Consider the following 18,938-nt stretch of genomic DNA (forward strand, 5'->3'; position numbering starts at 1 on the left):
GCGTGAACAGCCGAGCCGCAGCCAGGATGCTGGAATATATCAAAGTTGCAATTGAGAAATATGCAAGGTATAGTCAAATGCACTACCAACAGAGATGCCCCGCACGCAATGCGCGCGGTCCGCCAACCATGACATGAGGATGCACTGTGTTCAAGGGAAAAACCGTTTTACTACTGAGTACATTGTCAGCTTGCCTGTTCGCCAGCAGCTCGCTGTTCGCGCAGAAGCTGATCGTGCCGCAAGAGATTCACCATGCCGACAAAGTCTACACGCTGACGTTTACCGCGCCGCAGGGTCGCAACAGCAAACGGGCCTTGTATGAATATACGACGAATGGCGAAGCGGTGGAAAAATGGAGCAGCCTGATTACCATACTCTACGAAGGCAATTCCAAGACCGATCCCTTGGACTTCTCGGCCGCCCTGCTCAAGTCGCTGGCAGCCACCAAGCCGGAACCCATTTCCTCCGTCACTGTCGAGAATGGCCACGTGCTGATGCGGTCGGTATATGAACCGGATGCGGCCAACCCCGTGTATGAATCGAACGTCAGCAAGAGCTTTCATGGCGCTGCCGCCTGTGGTGGCCTGCTGCAGTTTCAATATGCGGTAAAGACACCGGCGGGCGCGGACCAGTCAGCGGCGGGCAGGCAGGCTAGCCTGAAGCTGGTCAATGAGGGCAATGCCAGCCTGGCTGCCCAGTTGCGCGATAGCGCCTGGCAGCCAAGCTGCGAATAAGCCAGGCGGCTGAAGCATAAAAAAAGGCAGCCCGCAGGCTGCCTTTTTGTATTACTGCATGCAAGCAAATTAATGCTTGCGCAGCTTCTGGATCGCTGCCAGCTGCGCAATCGCGCTGGCCAGCTCGGCTTGCGCTTGCGCGTAGTCGATGCCCGAATCCTTGTTGTGGATATTTTCTTCCGCCAACTTCTTCGCTTCCAGCGCTTTCGCTTCGTCGAGGTCGTGACCGCGGATCGCGGTATCGGCCAGGACGGTCACGGTATCCGGTTGCACTTCCAGCAGGCCGCCGGCAACGAAGACGAACTCTTCTTCAGCCTGGCCGACTACCTTGATGCGGACCGCGCCCGGACGGATGCGGGTAATCAAAGGCGTGTGGCGTGGGTAGATACCCAGCTCGCCCTGTTCACCCGGCAACGCGACGAATTCTGCTTCGCCTGAAAAAATCAGTTCTTCAGCGGAAACCACGTCAACGTGAATTGTGTGTGCCATGTGTGTCCTATCGGGTTGAAGAACCCCGCCGTCTAACGGGCGGGGTTAGGCCCAGACTTAACTTAGTTAAGTTTCTTGGCTTTTTCGATTGCTTCTTCGATCGTGCCGACCATGTAGAACGCTTGTTCCGGCAGGTGATCGAGTTCGCCCGAAGCGATCATTTTGAAGCCCTTGATCGTGTCTTTGAGCGAAACGTATTTACCAGGCGCGCCGGTAAAGACTTCAGCGACGTGGAAAGGCTGCGACAGGAAACGCTGCATCTTACGTGCACGGGCGACCAGCAGTTTGTCTTCCGGTGCCAGCTCGTCCATACCCAGAATCGCGATAATGTCGCGCAATTCCTTGTAGCGTTGCAGGGTCGTTTGCACGGCACGCGCGGTGTCATAGTGCTCTTGACCAACGATCAACGGATCGAGCTGACGCGAGGTCGAATCCAGTGGGTCCACGGCTGGGTAGATACCCAGGGAAGCGATGTCACGCGACAGCGCAACGGTCGAATCCAAGTGAGCAAACGTGGTAGCAGGCGACGGATCGGTGTAATCATCGGCTGGAACGTAGACGGCCTGGATCGAGGTGATCGAACCGGTCTTGGTCGACGTAATACGCTCTTGCAGACGGCCCATTTCTTCCGCCAGGGTCGGTTGGTAACCCACAGCCGACGGCATACGGCCCAGCAGTGCCGACACTTCGGTACCTGCCAGCGTAAAGCGGTAGATGTTGTCGACGAAGAACAACACGTCCTTGCCTTCATCACGGAACGATTCAGCGATCGTCAGGCCAGTCAGCGCGACGCGCAGACGGTTACCTGGCGGTTCATTCATCTGACCGTAGACCATCGCCACTTTGGAGTTCTCCGGGTTTTCCAGATCGACCACTTTCGCGTCAGCCATCTCGTGGTAGAAGTCGTTACCTTCACGGGTACGCTCACCGACGCCGGCGAATACGGACACGCCGCTGTGCGCCTTGGCGATGTTGTTAATCAGTTCCATCATGTTCACGGTCTTGCCTACGCCAGCGCCGCCGAACAGACCAACTTTACCGCCTTTTGCAAACGGGCATACCAGGTCGATCACCTTGATGCCGGTTTCCAGCAGTTCTTGCGATGGCGACAGTTCGTCGTATGCAGGAGCGGTGCGGTGGATCGACGCGATCTGCTCGTGCGACACGGGGCCGCATTCGTCGATCGGGTTGCCCAGCACGTCCATGATGCGACCCAGGGTTGCTTTACCGACTGGCACCATGATAGGTTTGCCGGTGTTCTGGATCATCATGCCGCGACGCAGGCCATCGGACGAGCCGAGTGCAATGGTACGGACAATGCCGTCGCCCAACTGCTGTTGTACTTCCAGGGTCAGTTCCGAGCCTGCCATCTTCAAGGCATCAAATACCTTAGGCATCGCGTTGCGGGGAAACTCAACGTCCACCACAGCGCCGATACACTGAACGATTTTGCCATCAGCCATGTTCGTTCCTTCAATATAGTTAAATTCGTTTAAACCGCAGCCGCACCGGCGACGATTTCGGAGAGTTCTTTGGTAATCGCAGCTTGGCGGGTCTTGTTGTAGATCAGCTTCAATTCGCCGATCACACTACCCGCGTTGTCGCTTGCAGCTTTCATCGCGACCATCCGTGCCGATTGCTCGGACGCCAGATTCTCCGCGACTGCCTGGTACACCAGCGCTTCTACATAGCGCTCCAGCAATTCGTCGATGATGCTTTGTGCATCCGGCTCGTAGATGTAATCCCACGAGTGTGCGCTCTTGTCGGCGACCATTTTGTCAGCCGTCAACGGCAGCAACTGTTCGACCACTGGTTCCTGCTTCATCGTGTTGATGAATTTGGTGTAGCACAGGTACACTGCGTCGAGCTTGCCAGCCTGGAATTCTTCGAGCATGACCTTGACAGGTCCGATCAATTTATCCAGGTGCGGCGTATCACCGGTTTGAATGGCAGAGGCGACGATCTTGACGCCGATGCGATTCAAAAAACCCAAACCCTTGTTACCGATGGCAACTGCTTCAATCCGGTTGCCAGCTGCTTCCAGCTCGCGCGACTTCGACGTCACCTGGCGCAGGATGTTGGTGTTCATGCCGCCGCACAGACCTTTGTCGGTCGTGACAACGATGAAACCCACTGCCTTCGCTTGCGTACCCTGGGCAGCTGCCAGGAACGGGTGCGTGTATTCCGGATTGGCGGTCGCCAGATTGGCGGCGATATTCCGAATCTTGTCACTGTAGGGACGAGCGGCCCGCATCCGGTCTTGCGCCTTGCGCATTTTGGACGCGGCGACCATTTCCATCGCCTTGGTGATCTTCTTCGTATTCTCTACGCTCTTGATCTTGCCTCGTATCTCTTTGCTTGATGCCATGAGTCCTTACTCCTTCTGCGCGTAGGGCGGCGCCTCACTCGAGGCGGGCGCCGCCTGGCCGCTTAATATGCGCCGGATTTCTTGAAATCAGCAATGGCCGCCGACAGAGTTGCTTCGCTGTCTTTGTCGAGTTGCTTGGTTTCTTCGATCTTGGCCAGCAGAGCAGCTTGCTTGGTCTTCATGTAAGCGTGGACACCAGCTTCGAACGACAGCACTTGCTTGACTGGCACGTCGTCCATGAAGCCTTTGTTCACCGAGAACAGCGATACGGCCATCAGCGAGATCGACAGTGGCGAGTATTGGGCTTGCTTGAGCAATTCCGTTACGCGGGCACCACGGTCCAGCTGCTTGCGGGTCGACTCATCCAGGTCCGAAGCGAACTGCGCAAACGCGGCCAGTTCACGGTACTGCGCCAAGTCGGTACGGATACCGCCGGACAGGTTTTTGATGACCTTGGTCTGGGCGGCGCCACCGACGCGCGATACGGAAATACCGGCGTTAATCGCAGGACGGATACCGGCGTTGAACAGCGAGGTTTCCAGGAAGATCTGACCGTCGGTAATCGAAATCACGTTGGTTGGAACGAATGCGGACACGTCGCCAGCTTGCGTTTCAATGATCGGCAGTGCCGTCAGGGAACCGGTCTTGCCTTTGACGGCGCCGTCGGTGAACTTCTCGACGTAGTCGGCGTTCACGCGTGCTGCGCGTTCCAGCAGGCGGCTGTGCAGGTAGAACACGTCGCCTGGGTACGCTTCGCGACCTGGTGGACGGCGCAGCAGCAGCGAGATTTGACGGTATGCAACAGCTTGTTTGGACAGATCATCGTAGACGATCAGTGCATCTTCACCGCGGTCACGGAAGTATTCGCCCATGGCGCAACCGGAGTACGGCGAGATGTATTGCATGGCGGCCGATTCCGAAGCGGAAGCGGCGACAACGATGGTGTATTCCATCGCGCCGTGCTGTTCCAGCGAGCGCACGATGTTCTTGATCGACGAGGCTTTTTGGCCAATCGCGACGTAGATACATTTCATGCCCTGGCCTTTTTGATTGATGATCGCATCAATCGCCACGGCCGACTTGCCGGTTTGACGGTCGCCGATGATCAGTTCGCGCTGGCCGCGGCCAACTGGAACCATCGCATCGATCGACTTCAGGCCGGTTTGCATCGGTTGCGAAACGGATTCACGGGCGATCACGCCCGGGGCGATTTTTTCAATCGCGGCCGTCAGTTTGGTCTCGATGGCGCCTTTGCCGTCGATCGGCTGGCCCAGCGCGTTGACAACGCGGCCGAGCAGCTCAGGACCGACTGGCACTTCCAGAATGCGGCCGGTGCATTTCACCGTGTCGCCTTCGGAGATGTGCTCGTAGGCACCCAGAATCACGGAACCGACGGAGTCGCGTTCCAGATTCATTGCCAGGCCAAACGTGTTGCCTGGGAATTCCAGCATCTCGCCTTGCATCACGTCCGACAAACCGTGGATGCGGCAGATACCGTCGGCGACGGAAATAACCGTGCCTTGATTACGCACTTCAGCGCCGCCGTCAAGACCTTGGATCCGGCTCTTGATCAACTCGCTGATTTCAGATGGGTTGAGTTGCATACTAACTCCTAAAAGTGTTTCTCTCAGCTTGCGCGAGGGGTAAGGGTCTGTCTAAGCTGGCCTGCCGAAGCGCGTGTCTTACGACACCAGTGCAGCGTGCAGTTGCTGCAGCTTGGCGCGCACCGAGGTATCGAGCACTTGGTCGCCAACAACCACGCGCACGCCGCCGAGCAGCGATGGATCCACTGTGACGGCAGGGTTGAGCTTACGACTGAATTTCTTTTCCAGCGTTGCGACCAGCTCGGCCGTTTGGCCTTCGCTCAGATCGAAAGCGCTCGTGATCTCGGCGTCAGCCGCACCTTCCAGGCCATTTTTCAAGGCATGGAATTGCGCGCCGATTTCCGGCAGCAGGCTGATGCGGCCATTTTCGATCAACATCGTGACGAAGTTTTTCACTTCCTCATTGAGCGGCGATTTCAACAACGACAGGATGGTGGCGGCGACGTCGCTTTCCGAAACCTTCGGATTGCGCGCGTACGCCTGTACCTCGGGGTGGCTACCGATCTGTGCCAGTTCGGACACCAGCTCGGACCACGCCGCGAGGTTGCTTGACTCCTTACCAGCTTGGGCTACGCGGAACAAAGCTTCCGCGTAGGGACGGGCGACGGTTGCGAGTTCTGCCATGATTACAGCTCGACAGCAAGACGCTGCAACATTTCGGCGTGAGCCGTAGCGTTGACTTCACGCTTCAGGATCTGCTCGGCACCCTTGACAGCCAGGTCAGCCACCTGAGCGCGCAATTGTTCGCGTGCTTTCGACAGTTGCTGTTCGGCGTCCGACTGGGCTTGCGCAATGATACGCGCAGCTTCAGCTTGTGCATTTTGCTTGATCTCTTCAGCAACCAGCTGCGCGCGCTTTTCAGCGTCCGCAACGCGTTGCGACGCTTCTTCACGTGCACTGTTCAATGCCTCTTGCGCACGCTTTTCAGCGACTGCCATCGAAGCCTGACCTTGATCGGCCGCAGCCAATCCATCCGCGATTCGTTTGGCACGCTCATCCAGCGCGTTGTTCAGCGCTGGAAATACGAACTTCATCGAGAACCAGACCAACACCGCGAAGGTGATCATCTGGCCGATGAGCGACATATTGATGTCCATACCTTTGCTCCTAACTAAAAGTTTCTCCTAGGGTTGGAGCGAATTACTGAGCAACAGCCGTCAGAGCGGACAGGAACGGGTTAGCGAACGTGTACAGCAGAGCAACACCAACGCCGATCATCGAGATAGCATCCAGCAGACCAGCGATAACGAACAGTTTGGTTTGCAGTTGTGGCATCAGTTCTGGTTGACGTGCCGAAGCTTCCAGGAATTTGCCACCCAAGATAGCGAAGCCCAGAGCGGTGCCGATTGCGGCCAGGCCGATGATGATTGCTGCTGCCAGAACGGTCATGCTTTGTACTTGTGCGATCAGAGCTTGCATAAAATTCTCCTAAATTTAAAAACGAAAGATACTAAAAAAACAAAATATAAAGTTAATGATTAATGTTTCTCAACCGCGAGGCTCAGATACACAACCGTCAACGCCATAAACACAAAAGCTTGCAAAGTTACAATCAAGATATGGAAAATTGCCCATGGACCACCCAACGCCCACTGTGCCCACCAAGGCAACAACGCGATCAAGATGAAAATCAGTTCGCCGGCATACATATTGCCGAACAGTCGCAGCGACAGGGAGATCAGTTTTGCAACCAGCTCAACCATTTGCAGCAAGAAATTGACAGGTGCCAGGGCGATCGTGCCGATCAGGCCGCTCGCATGGAACGGTGCCGTGAACAGTTCCTTGATCCAGCCGCCCAGGCCCTTGGCCTTGATCGAGAAGGCGATCACGCACAGCACGACCGACAGCGACATGGCGAATGTGTGGTTGACGTCGGCGGTCGGCACGGCGCGCAGTTTATGCACGCCAAACCAGCTCAGGATCTTCGGCAACAGGTCAACCGGCAGGAAGTCCATCGCGTTCAACAACCAGACCCACACAAAAATAGTGATGGCCAGCGGCGCGATGACCTTGCTTTTCGCGTGGAAGGCCCCATTAATAGTGTCATTGACGATTTCCATGACCATTTCGACGAAGTTTTGCAACTTGCCAGGGACACCAGCCGTCGCGCGGCGCGACGCCATATAGAAAACAGCCAGGAAAACAAAGCCCAGAATGGCCGAAATCCAGAACGTATCCAGATTGATCATGCCGTCGGCACTTCTCAGGTGGGCCAGATGGTGACTGATGTATTCTGTGGCGTTGGCCGGGGCAGCATGGCCCGCTTCAATAGCGTGTTCTGTGGTCATAATGAATTTAGATTTGTCGTTTCAGAGCTCAACAGGCCCCAAAACCAATGATTAAACAGCGAGCAATGAAAACCAGTATGCTAAGGTTGCCACCGCGAAACCCAAGATCAGCCATAACCAGGCGGCCGACTGAAACAACACCAGTGCCAATATAAACAGCACCGCTGTGATAAATATTTTCACCACTTCTGCGCGCAAATGCGCCCGGAATGCCTTGTTGGCGTCGCTAGAACCGCGAACCACCAACAGGGCATACACCAGGCTACCGATGACTGCGATAGCGCCGCCGTATGCGGCGGACCAGCCTCTGACACTGCCACCGAAAAACAGGGTGACCGTGGCAAAACTGATAGCGATTGCTAGCTGCAATGCAACTACTTTGTAGACTGGCTTGGCAATGCTTTGTTGTGAATCACTCAATTGCCAAGTTCCCAGAAAAATCTACACACGCAAAGACACGGGATTATAGTTGGCTTTGATCTATAGAGTCAAACGTTGGTGCACCGCAGCAGGGCAATTGCTGCGTGAAACTGACGCTTTACCGACTATTCGCCGCCATTTGCACCACTATATGGCAAAGTCGCTTGTCTGGCCGCTTCCAGCCGTGTTATCAAGGAATCACGTGGTGCATCTGGAAAGCATGGCCGGATCGGCCACACCCGCATGGCCCCTGTCTTTGCAGCTTGCTATTTAACCACGCAAACGTGTCAACAAGCCATCGAGCACGTCAAGATCGGCAAAATCGATGACCAATTGGCCACGGCCTTTGTTGCCCATCTTGAACACCACGGGCGTGGCCAGCGCATCGGACAGCTCTTCTTCCAGGCGCGCGATGTCGCCGGACTTTTCCTTTTGCCGCGGCTCAACCGGGTTGGCCGCTTCCTCGAGCGTGCGGGTGACGAGCTTTTCCGTTTCGCGCACCGACAGGCGCTTGGCCACGACCTGGTTCGCCAGGGTGATCTGGCTGGCCGCATCGACGGCCAGCAGCGCGCGCGCATGGCCCATGTCGATATCGCCGGCCATCAGCATGGTTTGCACGGGGTTGGCCAGGTTCATCAAACGCAACAGGTTCGACACGGCGCTGCGCGAGCGTCCCAGCGCAGTGGCCGCTTGCTCATGCGTAAAACTGAAGTCGGCGATCAGGCGGTGGATGCCCTGCGCCTCTTCCAAAGGATTGAGGTCTTCGCGCTGGATGTTCTCGATCAGCGCCATCGCGGCGGCGGCCAGGTCGTCCACGTCGCGCACCAGCACCGGCACTTCCGTCAGGCCGGCCAGCTGCGAGGCGCGGAAACGGCGTTCACCGGCGATAATTTCATATTTGACAAGTCCGCTCAGGGTGTCCTGCCCGATCGGGCGCACCAGAATCGGCTGCATCAGCCCTTGCGCCTTGATCGAAGCGGCCAGTTCATTCAAGGCCCCCTCGTCCATGCGCGTGCGCGGCTGGTACTTGCCGGCTTGCATTTGTGATACGGGCAAGTTCGACGGTTGTGTCGTGTCCGGACTGGCAAAATCGCCGCCGCCGCCCAACAGGGCGTCGAGTCCGCGACCCAGTCCTTTTAATTTTTTCGTAGCCATGCTGTCCTAATCGTGTTTTCAGAGTAAGCGCTTACATCAAACCGTGCAGGCGCCCGCCTCTTGTTTACATATGTTTGATGCGCTCGACCATCTCGGCGCCGAAGGCGATATACGCCTGGGCACCTTTCGAGCTGGGGTCGAAGGTCACGCCGGGCAAGCCGTACGACGGCGCTTCGGCCAGGCGCACGTTGCGCGGGATGATGGTATTGAAGACCTTGTCGCCGAAGTGCTGTTCCAGCTGCGCCGACACTTGTTGCGATAATGTCATGCGCGGATCGAACATCACGCGCAGCAAGCCGATGATCTTCAAATCCGGGTTCAGGTTCGCATGCACCTTCTTGATGGTGTTGACCAGGTCGGACAAGCCTTCCAGCGCGTAGTACTCGCACTGCATCGGGATGATCACGCCATGCGCGGCGCACAGGCCATTCAAGGTCAGCATCGACAATGCCGGCGGGCAATCCACCAGGATGAAGTCATATTCACTGTCGACTTCGGCCAGCGCATCCTTCAGGCGGCGTTCGCGGTTGTCGAGTTCGACCATCTCCACTTCGGCGCCGGCCAGTTCGCGGTTCGACGGCAAGACATCGAAGCGCCCCGCTTCCGAACGCTGGCGTGCCGTCTTCACATCGGACTCGCCCAGCATGACTTCATAGGTCGACGCCTTCAGGCCGGCCTTGTTTATGCCGGCGCCCATGGTCGCATTGCCCTGCGGGTCGAGGTCGACCAGCAGCACGCGCTGGTTCAACTTGGCCAGACCGGCGGAGAGGTTGACGCTCGTTGTGGTTTTACCAACACCACCCTTTTGATTTGCTACACAAAAAATTTTGGCCATGTATCTTCTAGTTGTAAAGAGATGCAAACTTCATCGTGCGCCCCGGCATCTGGCCGAAACGATTTATACTGTTTATTTTATTTATACGATATAAATCGTTTATACGGTTTATATTATTTATACCGTATAAACTGTTTATATGATTTATACCGTTCAATTCCGAGGCCTTTAAACTCTTGCTATAAAGACCAGATGACGCTCTGCATTTAGCCCTGGCACCTGGATCGCTCGTAATTCCGTCACTCTCCAGTCTGCCGGCAGTCGCTCTCTCTCGTCTGGCGGTGCCACCCCTTTCAAGGCGATGAATTGCCCGTCCTCGGCCAGCACGTGGTGCGACCAGTTGACGAAGTCGGACAGGTCGGCAAAGGCACGCGAGGTAATCACGTCGAATTTCTGCGCCACTTCCAGCTGTTCCACCCGTTTCGTGTACACGGTGACGTTGGTCAGCCCCAGTTCCGCCTTCACTTGCGTCAAAAATGCCGTCTTTTTATGCACGGTGTCGATCATCGACACCTTCACATCGGGCCGTGCGATGGCCAGGACCATGCCCGGCAAACCGCCGCCGGCGCCCACATCGAGCACATTCTTTGCATCCGCGAACGCCGGTACGGCCGCCAGCGAATCGAGCACGTGCAGGGTCAGCATCTGCAGGGGATCGCGCACCGACGTCAGGTTGTACACGCTGTTCCATTTGGCCAGCAAGGCCAGGTAATCGAGCAGTTTTTCCGTCTGATCCGCGCTCAGGTCGAGCCCCAGCGCGGCGATGCCTTCATTCAAAATCTGGGCCAATGCGGCCCGGTCAAACTGCTTCATTCAACAACCTCGTCCTTTAAAGTGGTGGTCTGTATTTCGGCTTGCCCTGCGCCAAAACCGCGCTTTTTCAGATGCACCAGCAGCAGCGAAATCGCCGCCGGCGTCACGCCCGATATGCGCGATGCCTGGCCCAGGGTTTCAGGGCGCTGCTTGTCGAGTTTTTGCCGCACTTCGACCGACAGCGCGCCGATATCGAGGTAATTGAAACCTTCCGGCAAGGCCAGGTTTTCATAGTGTTCATGGCGCTCGATTTCCTTGCTCTGGCGCTCGATGTAGCCCGCATATTTGAGCTGGATTTCCACCTGCTCGCGCACGGCGGGGTCTTCCACGCCCGGGCCGGCCAGGGCCTGGCCTTCCATGCCCGTCATGCTCATCAGGGTGTCGTAGGCCACGTTCGGGCGGCACAGCAGGTCCGCCAGCGAGTACTCGCGCTCGATGGCCTGGCCGACGATGCGTTCCGATTCGGCGGCCGCCAGGATGCGCGGATTGACCCACGTGGAACGCAGGCGTTCGAGTTCGCGCGCCACCGCTTCGCGCTTGGTCTCGAACGCTTGCCATTGGGCGTCGCCCACGCAGCCCAGCGCGCGGCCGATTTCCGTCAGGCGCATGTCGGCATTGTCTTCGCGCAGGCTCAAACGGTACTCGGCGCGGCTGGTGAACATGCGGTACGGTTCCTGCACGCCCTGGGTGATCAAATCGTCGACCAGCACGCCCAGATAGGCCTCGGAGCGGCCCGGTACCCAGGCTTCCTTGTCCTGCGTCAGCAAGGCCGCATTCAGGCCCGCCAGCATGCCTTGCGCGGCCGCTTCCTCGTAGCCCGTGGTGCCGTTGATCTGGCCGGCGAAGAACAGGCCCGCGACGGCCTTCGTTTCCAGCGACGCCTTCAAGCCGCGCGGGTCGAAATAATCGTATTCGATGGCATAGCCGGGGCGCAGGATATGGGCGTTTTCCATGCCCTTCATCGACTGCACCAGGGCGATCTGCACGTCGAACGGCAGGCTGGTGGAGATGCCGTTCGGATAGAACTCGTGCGTCGTCAAACCTTCCGGCTCGAGGAAGATCTGGTGCGATTCCTTGCCCGAGAAGCGGTGGATCTTGTCTTCGATCGACGGGCAATAGCGGGGCCCCACGCCTTCGATCACGCCCGTGTACATGGGGCTGCGGTCCAGGCCGGCGCGGATGATGTCGTGCGTCTGGCTATTCGTGTGCGTGACCCAGCACGGCACCTGGCGCGGGTGCATGGCCGTGTTGCCCATGACGGAAAACACCGGCACGGGATCGAGGTCGCCCGCCTGTTCTTGCATCACGGAAAAGTCGATCGTGCGGCCATCGATGCGCGGCGGCGTGCCCGTTTTCAAACGGCCCTGCGGCAGTTTCAGCTCTTTCAAGCGGGCCGAAAGCGAGATGGCGGGCGGATCGCCGGCGCGGCCGGCCGAATAATTATTCAAGCCCACGTGGATCTTGCCGTCGAGGAAAGTGCCGGCCGTCAACACCACGGCGCGCGCGAGGAACTTCAGGCCGATCTGCGTCACGGCTCCAACGACCCGGTCGCCTTCGACGATCAGGTCATCGACCGCTTGCTGGAACAGCCACAGATTCGTCTGGTTTTCCAGGCGCGTGCGGATGGCGGCCTTGTACAAAATACGGTCTGCCTGGGCGCGCGTGGCGCGCACTGCCGGGCCTTTCGAGGAATTCAGGATGCGGAACTGGATGCCGGACTCGTCGGTGGCAATCGCCATCGCGCCGCCCATGGCATCGACCTCCTTGACCAGGTGGCCCTTGCCGATGCCGCCGATGGAGGGGTTGCACGACATCTGGCCCAGTGTCTCAATATTATGCGTGAGCAATAGCGTCTTCTGCCCCATGCGGGCGGAAGCGAGGGCCGCCTCGGTACCGGCGTGACCACCACCGACAACGATGACGTCGAATTCTGTAGGAAATAACATGATAAATAGGTAACAGTGCAAGTAAAAATGCGGGAAGAGAGCTCCGATTATAGAGTCTTTTTGCGAACGCAACCTTCCACGGGCCAATTTTTGCTTAATTTTTACTCAGCGAGGGCAAGTCGACAGCGATTTTTGTTTCACGTGGAACACGCCCAGGTGCCAGGACAGGCCCGCGCCGCGCTGCGCGGTCCGGCAATGTTTGCTACAATTGCCGCATCGTTCGCCTCCGTGCTCACGCCAGTGGCCAGCGCGACGATCATCCAGGAGGACGGCCTCCCCCATCATGGGAACACACCGGGACGGCCCGCTCTGTATAGGAGCCGCCATGGCCTGGATACTTTTAATGATTGCCGGCATGCTTGAAGTCGTGTGGGCATACTCGATGAAACTCTCCGAGGGTTTCACCAAAATCACTCCCTCCGTTGTCACCGTCGTCATGATGATCGCCAGCTTCGGCTTGCTGTCGCTGGCCATGCGCACGCTGCCCCTGGGCACGGCTTACACCATCTGGACGGGCATCGGTGCCGTCGGCGCCTTTATCGTTGGCATCGTCTTTCTGGGCGAGCAAGTCAACACCATGCGCGTGTGCGCCGCCGTCCTCATCGTGTGCGGTATCGTGCTGATGAAACTGTCATCGAGCCACTGAGAGGAATCCCCATGCTCCTCGAACACTATTTTCCCGTCCTGCTATTCATTCTGATCGGCATCCTGGTCGGCATCGTGCCCATGCTGCTGGGACGCGTACTGGGGCCGCACAAGCCCGATGCGCAAAAACTGTCACCGTACGAATGCGGCTTCGAGGCGTTCGGCGACGCGCGCATGAAGTTCGACATCCGCTTCTACCTGGTCGCCATCCTGTTCATCCTGTTCGATATCGAGGTGATCTTCCTGATGCCGTGGGCGGCCAACGTCAACGAGCTAGGCCTGCCCGGGTTCTGGGCCGTCATGGGCTTTCTGGGCGTGCTGGCCATCGGCCTGGCCTATGAATGGAAGCGCGGCGCGCTCGAGTGGGAGTAAGCTCCGCTTTTGGTTCCACGTGAAACAGGCACGGGGCAGGAAAGCGGAGTATGCTGGACTTCTGTCCTCACTGTCAGGAGCATGCATGTCCGCCTTCCAGTTCCGTACCGTGCCGCATCTGATCGTTGAACCGGGCGCCGCTGCCCAACTGGGCGCCCATATCGCCCACCACTTCCCCGCCGTGCGCCGCGCCCTGCTCGTCACCGACGCGGGCTTTTTGCGCACGGGTCTGGCCGATGCACCGTTGCGCAGCTTGCAAGCGGCCGGCATCGAGGTGCATGTCTTTTCCGATGTACAAGCCGATCCGCCCGAAGCCGTCGTGCTGGCTGGCGTGGCCCAGGCCCAGATGTTTCACGTGGAACTGATTATCGGCCTTGGAGGCGGCAGCTCGCTGGACGTGGCCAAGCTGATCGCCGTGCTGGCGCCCGGCCACCAGGAACTGACCCAGCTGTACGGCATCGGCAACGTGCACGGTCAGCGCCTGCCGCTGGTGCAATTGCCGACGACGGCCGGCACGGGCTCGGAAGTCACGCACATCGCCATCGTCACCACGGGCGCCACCAGCAAGATGGGCGTGGTCGCGCCGCAACTGTATGCGGACCTGGCCATCCTCGACGCCAGCCTGACCCTGGGCTTGCCGCCCGCCGTGACGGCTGCCACCGGCATCGATGCCATGGTGCATGCGATCGAAGCCTACACCAGCCGCCTGCTGAAAAATCCCTTGTCCGACATGCTGGCTACCCAGGCTCTGTCGCTGCTCTCCAGCAACTTGGTCGCAGCCTGCCGCGATGGCAGCAACTTGCCGGCGCGGCAAGCCATGCTGCTGGGCGCCATGCTGGCCGGCCAGGCATTTGCCAACGCGCCCGTGGCTGCCGTGCACGCGCTGGCCTATCCCATCGGCGGCCTGTTCCACGTGCCGCACGGCCTGTCGAACGCGCTGGTGCTGCCGCACGTGCTGCGTTTTAACTTGTCCCATGCGGCGCCCCTGTATGCGCAACTGGCGACCGTCTTGCAACCCGGCATCACGGGCAGCGAGGAAGCGCGGGCCGAGGCCCTGATCGACGCCATGCAGGAGATTGCCGTGGCTACCGGTATCGCGTGCACCTTGCGCGAAGTGGGCATCGCAGCCGGCGACCTGGACCGCCTGGCCGATGAAGCCATGCTGCAGACGCGCTTGCTGGGCAACAATCCGCGGCCCGTCACGCGCGCCGATGCGCGCGCCATCTATGCGGCCGCACTGTGAACCAGCAGACGGAATCTGCCAACCCGCCCAGCTACACTGACGCCATGACGCCTCCCGACATCCCCATTCATCCCGACAGCACCCACTTTCCCTACGGTGCCTGTGCCGGCTGCCATGACAGCGCGCCGCTGCCGTTTGCCTTCGAGTATGCCTATCAACCCATCGTCGACCTGGCCACGCGCGGCATCTATGCGCACGAGGCACTGGTGCGTGGCCCGAACGGCGAAAGCGCGGCCAGCGTGCTGGCGCAAGTCAACGACGCCAACCGCTACCGCTTCGACCAGGCGTGCCGCGTCAAGGCCGTGGCCGGTGCAGCGCGCCTCGGCATGCAGGGCTTCCTGTCGATCAATTTTTTGCCCAACGCCGTCTACCGCCCGGAAGTGTGCATCCGCAGCACCCTGGAAGCGGCCAGGCTGCACCGCTTCCCCACCGATAAAATCATCTTTGAAGTGACGGAAGGCGAACGGGTGCAGGACCGTCCCCACCTGGTCGAGATTTTCCGCGCCTACCGGCGCTTCGGTTTCCAGACGGCCATCGATGATTTCGGCGCCGGCTATGCGGGCTTGAACCTGCTGGCCGAATACCAGCCCGACATCATCAAGATCGACATGGACCTGGTGCGCGGCATCGATACGCTGGCGCCGCGCCAGGCGATCGTGCGCGCCATCGCCAGCCTGTGCCGTGAACTCGGTATCCGCGTGCTGGCCGAAGGCATCGAGACACGCGCCGAGCGCGACTTCCTGGCCAGCTGCGGCATTTCACTGATGCAGGGCTACTGGTTTTCCAAGCCCGTCTTTCAGGGACTGGGCCAGATCGCCGATACGGCCTGGGAATAAAAACGGCCACGTGAAACGTGGCCGCAGGTTTCACAAGCGATACAGCCTAGTTCGGAATATCCACCTGCGTGCCCGTCACGCTGACGGCATTGGCGGGTGCCGGCGTTGCCGCAATCACCGGCACGTTGACGTTCGTAATCAAGGTCGACGCATCGGCGCGCGTCACCGTGCGCACCACCTGCGATGGCGGCAAGGCTTGCTTGGCGTTCAAGTGCGCATACATGGCGTCGAGCGCCCGGTTCAGGTAGACGTGCAGCGGTACGATCAGGGTCGGCAAGGCGCTGCTGAAGGAATCGAAATGGTTGGCATTGGTCACCTCGATATAGCGTAGCCGGCTGGCGGCCCCTTCCACGGCGGCGTTCAGGCCAAGATAGGCGCGCGAAGCATGATTGACGGGAATCAAGGTGTCGCTGCGGCCGTGCACGATGATGGCCGGCTTGCCCTGCAATTTGCCGCTGGCCGCGACTTCGGCCATGCCGGCCCGCACGCGCACGCTTTGCCCGGCCAGGGTGCCCTGCAAGTTGGCGCCGCTGACGGCGTCGCGCCCCGTCGCCAGGCTGCGCAGGCACAGGAAGCCGTCGAGCGACTGGTCCGCCAAGCTGGTCGATGGCGACACGCCTGCCGTGTAGACCTTGGCGCCGCCCACGCTGTTCTCGTACACGACATTGCCGAGGATGCCGTTTTGCGCGGCAAAGCTGGCCGCTTTTTGCGCCGTGGTAAACGCGATCGGATTGCCGCTGCCGTCCGTCTGCGCAAACGTGAAACCGCACACTTTATCGGTCACGGAAAATTTCCCATAGGCATACGCATACGTGACGGCCACGAGGATGTTCGTGCCCGCGTGCGCCGCCTGCAGCGGATCAGAGTCGACCAACCAGCCATACGCACGCAAGCGCTGCTTCGCGTCCGCCTGCTGCGCCGCCAGGTCGGCGCCGTTCAATAAGCCCTTGGCCACCAGCGCCGTGCAGCGTCCCGCATTGCCGGCCACGGAAGCGATGCACGGCTGATACAGGGCCGCATAGGTAGCGTAGTCGAACAGCGCGCGGCCCGGATTGGCCACCACCGCCCCGCCCTGGCGCACGCTGTAAGCGTTAGACGCCGCCGGCTGGATTTGCGGTTCGCTGGCCGCCACGCCGCTGATCAAGCCTTTCGTATCCTGTTCCGCCGCCAGCAAGGCCGAGCCAGCGCCGTTGGAAATGCTCGAGGCGATCGTGATGGTGTTCTTTGGCGTCAGGCGCACGATGCGCGAACTGCCGTCGCGGGCCAGCACGCCGTAGCGTTCGTTCAACACGTAAAACGCCATCTCGACCGCCTGCAAGGTGACCTTGCCCCAGTCCTTCTCCGGGTTTTGCTGCGAGTGCGCATGCTTGAAGGCGATGCGGTTCGGATAGGCGCCAGCCCAGGCAAGCCGGTCGACGTCGCTCAAGTCGGGCGCGAAGAGCGCGTTCTTGCCGGCGGCGACTCTTCCCGCGCGCAAGCCGTTCTGCAGATTGACGCTGTCGTCCTCGAACACATACAAGCCCGTGCCGGAACCCTTGTCGGCATACGCCACAGCGCAACCTTTTTTCAGGCCCCATTCGCCCGAGCTGCCGATGGCGCCGTAGATGCCGCGCGAACCGCTGGACGTGCCCGTGACGATGCAGGCATGGTCCGGGTCGAAGCTGGCCGGCACCTGCACCATCAGGGTGACATTTTTCTTGCCCGTGCCATCATCGGCATAGGCGATGTATTCGCTGCCCGCCACCAGGCCCTCGCCGCTGCCCACGTTGCCGGCCGCATCCACGTTCGGCCCGTACAGGGTGCCGTAGCCGCTGTTGGCGGCAATGTCGAGCACGGCGCGGTAATTGGCGTAGATCGCATTGCGGCGCAGCTCGAGCGGCGTCGGCTGTTCAGCATTCGCATACGCGGGCGTGGCGCCCGCCAGCCCCGTCTTGCCCAGCCCTGCTGTCAGCAGATCGTTCGTCTTGCCGTCGTAGTCGGCGCGCGTGATGGTGCCCAGGTAGCCGGGCATCTGATTCAGTTCTTCCGGCGCATGGTTGCTGCCGCAGGCTGCCAACGCCAGCAGGGTGCACAGGCTCGTGCCAACAGTGCCCGCGCGCGTGATCGTCATTTGCATGGTGGTTCTCTCCGTTGAAGTAACAGTGGACGCACAATGAAAAACGCCGGACGAATCGTCCGGCGTTGCTTGAAAATCAGACAGCGGCTTTGGCCGCCCTGCCGCCGAAACGCGCGATGGCTTCGCCGACGATGCCGCGCCGGAACAACAGCACGCAGATGACGAAGATCACGCCCGTGACCATGCCCACCGATTCACCTAGGGTGCCGAACCACTCGATGCCCGTGTGCGTGGCCAGGTAGGTGCCGACATCGCCCAGCTTGTTTTCCAGCGCGATGATCAATACGGCGCCGAGGATGGGACCGGACAAGGTGCCCATGCCGCCCACCAAGGTCATCAGCACGACCAGGCCCGACATGCCCCAGTACACATCGGTCAGGGTCTCAAAGCCCAGCACCAGCGTCTTGGTGGCGCCGGCCAGCGCGGCCAGCGACGCCGACAGCACGATGGCCATCAGCTTGTACTTGTTGACGTCGTAGCCGAGCGAGATGGCGCGTGGTTCGTTTTCCTTGATCGCCTTGAGCACCTGTCCGAACGGCGAATGGATGGTGCGCACGATCAGGGCGAAGCCGGCGACAAAAATGGCCAGCACGACGTAGTACAGCACCGTGTCGTTGGCCAGGTCTATCGTGCCCAGCAAGGTTCCACGTGGAACACCCTGCAAGCCGTCCTCGCCGCCCGTGAACGGCAGGCGCAAGGCCAGGAAGTACACCATCTGCGCCAGCGCCAGGGTGATCATCGTAAAGTAGATGCCCTGGCGGCGGATCGCCAAGCCGCCGATCACCAGGCCCAGCAAGGCGCCCGTGGCGACGCCCGCCAGCAAGCCCAGTTCCGTCGGCCAGCCCCAGGTGCGCAGCGCATAACCGGTGACATAGCCGGCGCCGCCGAAGAAGGCCGCATGTCCGAACGACAGCAAGCCCGTGTAGCCGATCAGCAAGTTGAACGCGCAGGCAAACAGGGCAAAGCACAGCAACTTCATCAGGAAGACGGGGTAGCCGTAAAACGGGGCCGCCAACGCCAGCAGCAGGGCAATGGCGTAGCCTACATTCTTATTCATCGTGGTAGCTCCAATAC

At 59.6% G+C, this 18,938-nt stretch carries 20 protein-coding genes; 5 read left to right on the plus strand and 15 right to left on the minus strand.

Annotated features, from left to right (window positions below; all coding sequences use genetic code 11):
- Window positions 1-146 precede the first annotated feature (146 nt).
- Window positions 147-734: a hypothetical protein gene (locus tag CSQ95_RS01300; protein ID WP_143449870.1), complete on the plus strand. Its 588-nt coding sequence runs from the start codon at window positions 147-149 to the stop codon at window positions 732-734.
- Window positions 735-803: 69 nt separating this feature from the next.
- Here CSQ95_RS01300 and CSQ95_RS01305 read toward each other — a convergent pair whose 3' ends face one another.
- The 13 genes from CSQ95_RS01305 to mnmG form a co-directional block, all read right to left on the minus strand.
- Complete coding sequence (locus tag CSQ95_RS01305; RefSeq protein ID WP_065307860.1) at window positions 804-1,223, minus strand: F0F1 ATP synthase subunit epsilon; 420 nt, start codon at window positions 1,221-1,223, stop codon at window positions 804-806.
- Between the two features lie 62 nt (window positions 1,224-1,285).
- Entirely contained in the window at window positions 1,286-2,686 is a 1,401-nt protein-coding gene (gene atpD, locus CSQ95_RS01310; RefSeq protein WP_034752705.1) for a F0F1 ATP synthase subunit beta, read from the minus strand.
- Between the two features lie 29 nt (window positions 2,687-2,715).
- Window positions 2,716-3,591, minus strand: a complete 876-nt coding sequence (atpG, locus tag CSQ95_RS01315; RefSeq protein ID WP_086144317.1) for a F0F1 ATP synthase subunit gamma — start codon at window positions 3,589-3,591, stop codon at window positions 2,716-2,718.
- A 62-nt stretch (window positions 3,592-3,653) separates the two neighbouring features.
- Window positions 3,654-5,195 (minus strand): F0F1 ATP synthase subunit alpha, encoded by a 1,542-nt coding sequence (gene atpA / locus CSQ95_RS01320; RefSeq protein WP_034752701.1) that lies wholly within the window; start codon window positions 5,193-5,195, stop codon window positions 3,654-3,656.
- 78 nt (window positions 5,196-5,273) lie between these two features.
- Complete coding sequence (locus CSQ95_RS01325) at window positions 5,274-5,819, minus strand: F0F1 ATP synthase subunit delta (RefSeq protein WP_034752699.1); 546 nt, start codon at window positions 5,817-5,819, stop codon at window positions 5,274-5,276.
- 2 nt (window positions 5,820-5,821) lie between these two features.
- Window positions 5,822-6,292, minus strand: coding sequence for a F0F1 ATP synthase subunit B (locus CSQ95_RS01330; protein WP_034752697.1), 471 nt, complete (start codon window positions 6,290-6,292; stop codon window positions 5,822-5,824).
- A 43-nt stretch (window positions 6,293-6,335) separates the two neighbouring features.
- Complete coding sequence (atpE, locus tag CSQ95_RS01335) at window positions 6,336-6,614, minus strand: F0F1 ATP synthase subunit C (protein ID WP_034752695.1); 279 nt, start codon at window positions 6,612-6,614, stop codon at window positions 6,336-6,338.
- 59 nt (window positions 6,615-6,673) lie between these two features.
- A complete protein-coding gene (gene atpB, locus CSQ95_RS01340) occupies window positions 6,674-7,483 on the minus strand; it encodes a F0F1 ATP synthase subunit A (protein ID WP_046681851.1) in 810 nt (269 codons plus the stop codon).
- A gap of 51 nt (window positions 7,484-7,534) precedes the next feature.
- Window positions 7,535-7,903: an ATP synthase subunit I gene (locus CSQ95_RS01345; RefSeq protein ID WP_034752692.1), complete on the minus strand. Its 369-nt coding sequence runs from the start codon at window positions 7,901-7,903 to the stop codon at window positions 7,535-7,537.
- Window positions 7,904-8,173: 270 nt separating this feature from the next.
- Entirely contained in the window at window positions 8,174-9,058 is an 885-nt protein-coding gene (locus CSQ95_RS01350; protein WP_099408164.1) for a ParB/RepB/Spo0J family partition protein, read from the minus strand.
- Window positions 9,059-9,122: 64 nt separating this feature from the next.
- Window positions 9,123-9,893, minus strand: coding sequence for a ParA family protein (locus CSQ95_RS01355; RefSeq protein WP_046681849.1), 771 nt, complete (start codon window positions 9,891-9,893; stop codon window positions 9,123-9,125).
- 168 nt (window positions 9,894-10,061) lie between these two features.
- The gene (gene rsmG, locus CSQ95_RS01360) at window positions 10,062-10,706 is read right to left on the minus strand and encodes a 16S rRNA (guanine(527)-N(7))-methyltransferase RsmG (protein ID WP_099408165.1); all 645 of its coding nucleotides are present in this window, start codon (window positions 10,704-10,706) and stop codon (window positions 10,062-10,064) included.
- Window positions 10,703-12,652 (minus strand): tRNA uridine-5-carboxymethylaminomethyl(34) synthesis enzyme MnmG, encoded by a 1,950-nt coding sequence (gene mnmG, locus CSQ95_RS01365; protein ID WP_070288900.1) that lies wholly within the window; start codon window positions 12,650-12,652, stop codon window positions 10,703-10,705. The genes rsmG and mnmG overlap by 4 nt, the downstream gene beginning before the upstream one ends.
- Window positions 12,653-12,977: 325 nt before the next feature.
- Here mnmG and sugE point away from each other — a divergent pair, with 325 nt between their 5' ends.
- The 4 genes from sugE to CSQ95_RS01385 all read left to right on the plus strand — a co-directional run bounded on the left by sugE (window position 12,978) and on the right by CSQ95_RS01385 (window position 15,748).
- Entirely contained in the window at window positions 12,978-13,298 is a 321-nt protein-coding gene (gene sugE, locus CSQ95_RS01370) for a quaternary ammonium compound efflux SMR transporter SugE (RefSeq protein ID WP_099408166.1), read from the plus strand.
- Window positions 13,299-13,309: 11 nt separating this feature from the next.
- Window positions 13,310-13,669: an NADH-quinone oxidoreductase subunit A gene (locus CSQ95_RS01375; protein ID WP_099408167.1), complete on the plus strand. Its 360-nt coding sequence runs from the start codon at window positions 13,310-13,312 to the stop codon at window positions 13,667-13,669.
- 85 nt (window positions 13,670-13,754) lie between these two features.
- Complete coding sequence (locus CSQ95_RS01380) at window positions 13,755-14,912, plus strand: iron-containing alcohol dehydrogenase (RefSeq protein ID WP_099408168.1); 1,158 nt, start codon at window positions 13,755-13,757, stop codon at window positions 14,910-14,912.
- A 44-nt stretch (window positions 14,913-14,956) separates the two neighbouring features.
- Window positions 14,957-15,748 (plus strand): EAL domain-containing protein, encoded by a 792-nt coding sequence (locus tag CSQ95_RS01385; protein WP_099408269.1) that lies wholly within the window; start codon window positions 14,957-14,959, stop codon window positions 15,746-15,748.
- 46 nt (window positions 15,749-15,794) lie between these two features.
- Here the strand turns inward: CSQ95_RS01385 and CSQ95_RS01390 are convergent, their stop codons facing one another.
- The gene (locus tag CSQ95_RS01390) at window positions 15,795-17,858 is read right to left on the minus strand and encodes a 3-hydroxybutyrate oligomer hydrolase family protein (protein WP_373631103.1); all 2,064 of its coding nucleotides are present in this window, start codon (window positions 17,856-17,858) and stop codon (window positions 15,795-15,797) included.
- An 82-nt stretch (window positions 17,859-17,940) separates the two neighbouring features.
- Complete coding sequence (locus tag CSQ95_RS01395) at window positions 17,941-18,921, minus strand: branched-chain amino acid ABC transporter permease (RefSeq protein ID WP_070218920.1); 981 nt, start codon at window positions 18,919-18,921, stop codon at window positions 17,941-17,943.
- Window positions 18,922-18,938: the final 17 nt, after the last annotated feature.

Source organism: Janthinobacterium sp. BJB304, assembly GCF_002735765.1.
GTDB lineage: Bacteria > Pseudomonadota > Gammaproteobacteria > Burkholderiales > Burkholderiaceae_D > Janthinobacterium.

Bases quoted from the DNA above. Each gene is read 5' to 3' on its own strand.
- CSQ95_RS01305 (WP_065307860.1), bottom strand. From the start codon at position 1,223: ATGGCACACACAATTCACGTTGACGTGGTTTCCGCTGAAGAACTGATT.
- atpD (WP_034752705.1), bottom strand. From the start codon at position 2,686: ATGGCTGATGGCAAAATCGTTCAGTGTATCGGCGCTGTGGTGGACGTT.
- atpG (WP_086144317.1), bottom strand. From the start codon at position 3,591: ATGGCATCAAGCAAAGAGATACGAGGCAAGATCAAGAGCGTAGAGAAT.
- atpA (WP_034752701.1), bottom strand. From the start codon at position 5,195: ATGCAACTCAACCCATCTGAAATCAGCGAGTTGATCAAGAGCCGGATC.
- CSQ95_RS01325 (WP_034752699.1), bottom strand. From the start codon at position 5,819: ATGGCAGAACTCGCAACCGTCGCCCGTCCCTACGCGGAAGCTTTGTTC.
- CSQ95_RS01330 (WP_034752697.1), bottom strand. From the start codon at position 6,292: ATGGACATCAATATGTCGCTCATCGGCCAGATGATCACCTTCGCGGTG.
- atpE (WP_034752695.1), bottom strand. From the start codon at position 6,614: ATGCAAGCTCTGATCGCACAAGTACAAAGCATGACCGTTCTGGCAGCA.
- atpB (WP_046681851.1), bottom strand. From the start codon at position 7,483: ATGACCACAGAACACGCTATTGAAGCGGGCCATGCTGCCCCGGCCAAC.
- CSQ95_RS01350 (WP_099408164.1), bottom strand. From the start codon at position 9,058: ATGGCTACGAAAAAATTAAAAGGACTGGGTCGCGGACTCGACGCCCTG.
- CSQ95_RS01355 (WP_046681849.1), bottom strand. From the start codon at position 9,893: ATGGCCAAAATTTTTTGTGTAGCAAATCAAAAGGGTGGTGTTGGTAAA.
- rsmG (WP_099408165.1), bottom strand. From the start codon at position 10,706: ATGAAGCAGTTTGACCGGGCCGCATTGGCCCAGATTTTGAATGAAGGC.
- mnmG (WP_070288900.1), bottom strand. From the start codon at position 12,652: ATGTTATTTCCTACAGAATTCGACGTCATCGTTGTCGGTGGTGGTCAC.
- sugE (WP_099408166.1), top strand. From the start codon at position 12,978: ATGGCCTGGATACTTTTAATGATTGCCGGCATGCTTGAAGTCGTGTGG.
- CSQ95_RS01375 (WP_099408167.1), top strand. From the start codon at position 13,310: ATGCTCCTCGAACACTATTTTCCCGTCCTGCTATTCATTCTGATCGGC.
- CSQ95_RS01380 (WP_099408168.1), top strand. From the start codon at position 13,755: ATGTCCGCCTTCCAGTTCCGTACCGTGCCGCATCTGATCGTTGAACCG.
- CSQ95_RS01385 (WP_099408269.1), top strand. From the start codon at position 14,957: ATGACGCCTCCCGACATCCCCATTCATCCCGACAGCACCCACTTTCCC.
- CSQ95_RS01390 (WP_373631103.1), bottom strand. From the start codon at position 17,858: ATGACGATCACGCGCGCGGGCACTGTTGGCACGAGCCTGTGCACCCTG.
- CSQ95_RS01395 (WP_070218920.1), bottom strand. From the start codon at position 18,921: ATGAATAAGAATGTAGGCTACGCCATTGCCCTGCTGCTGGCGTTGGCG.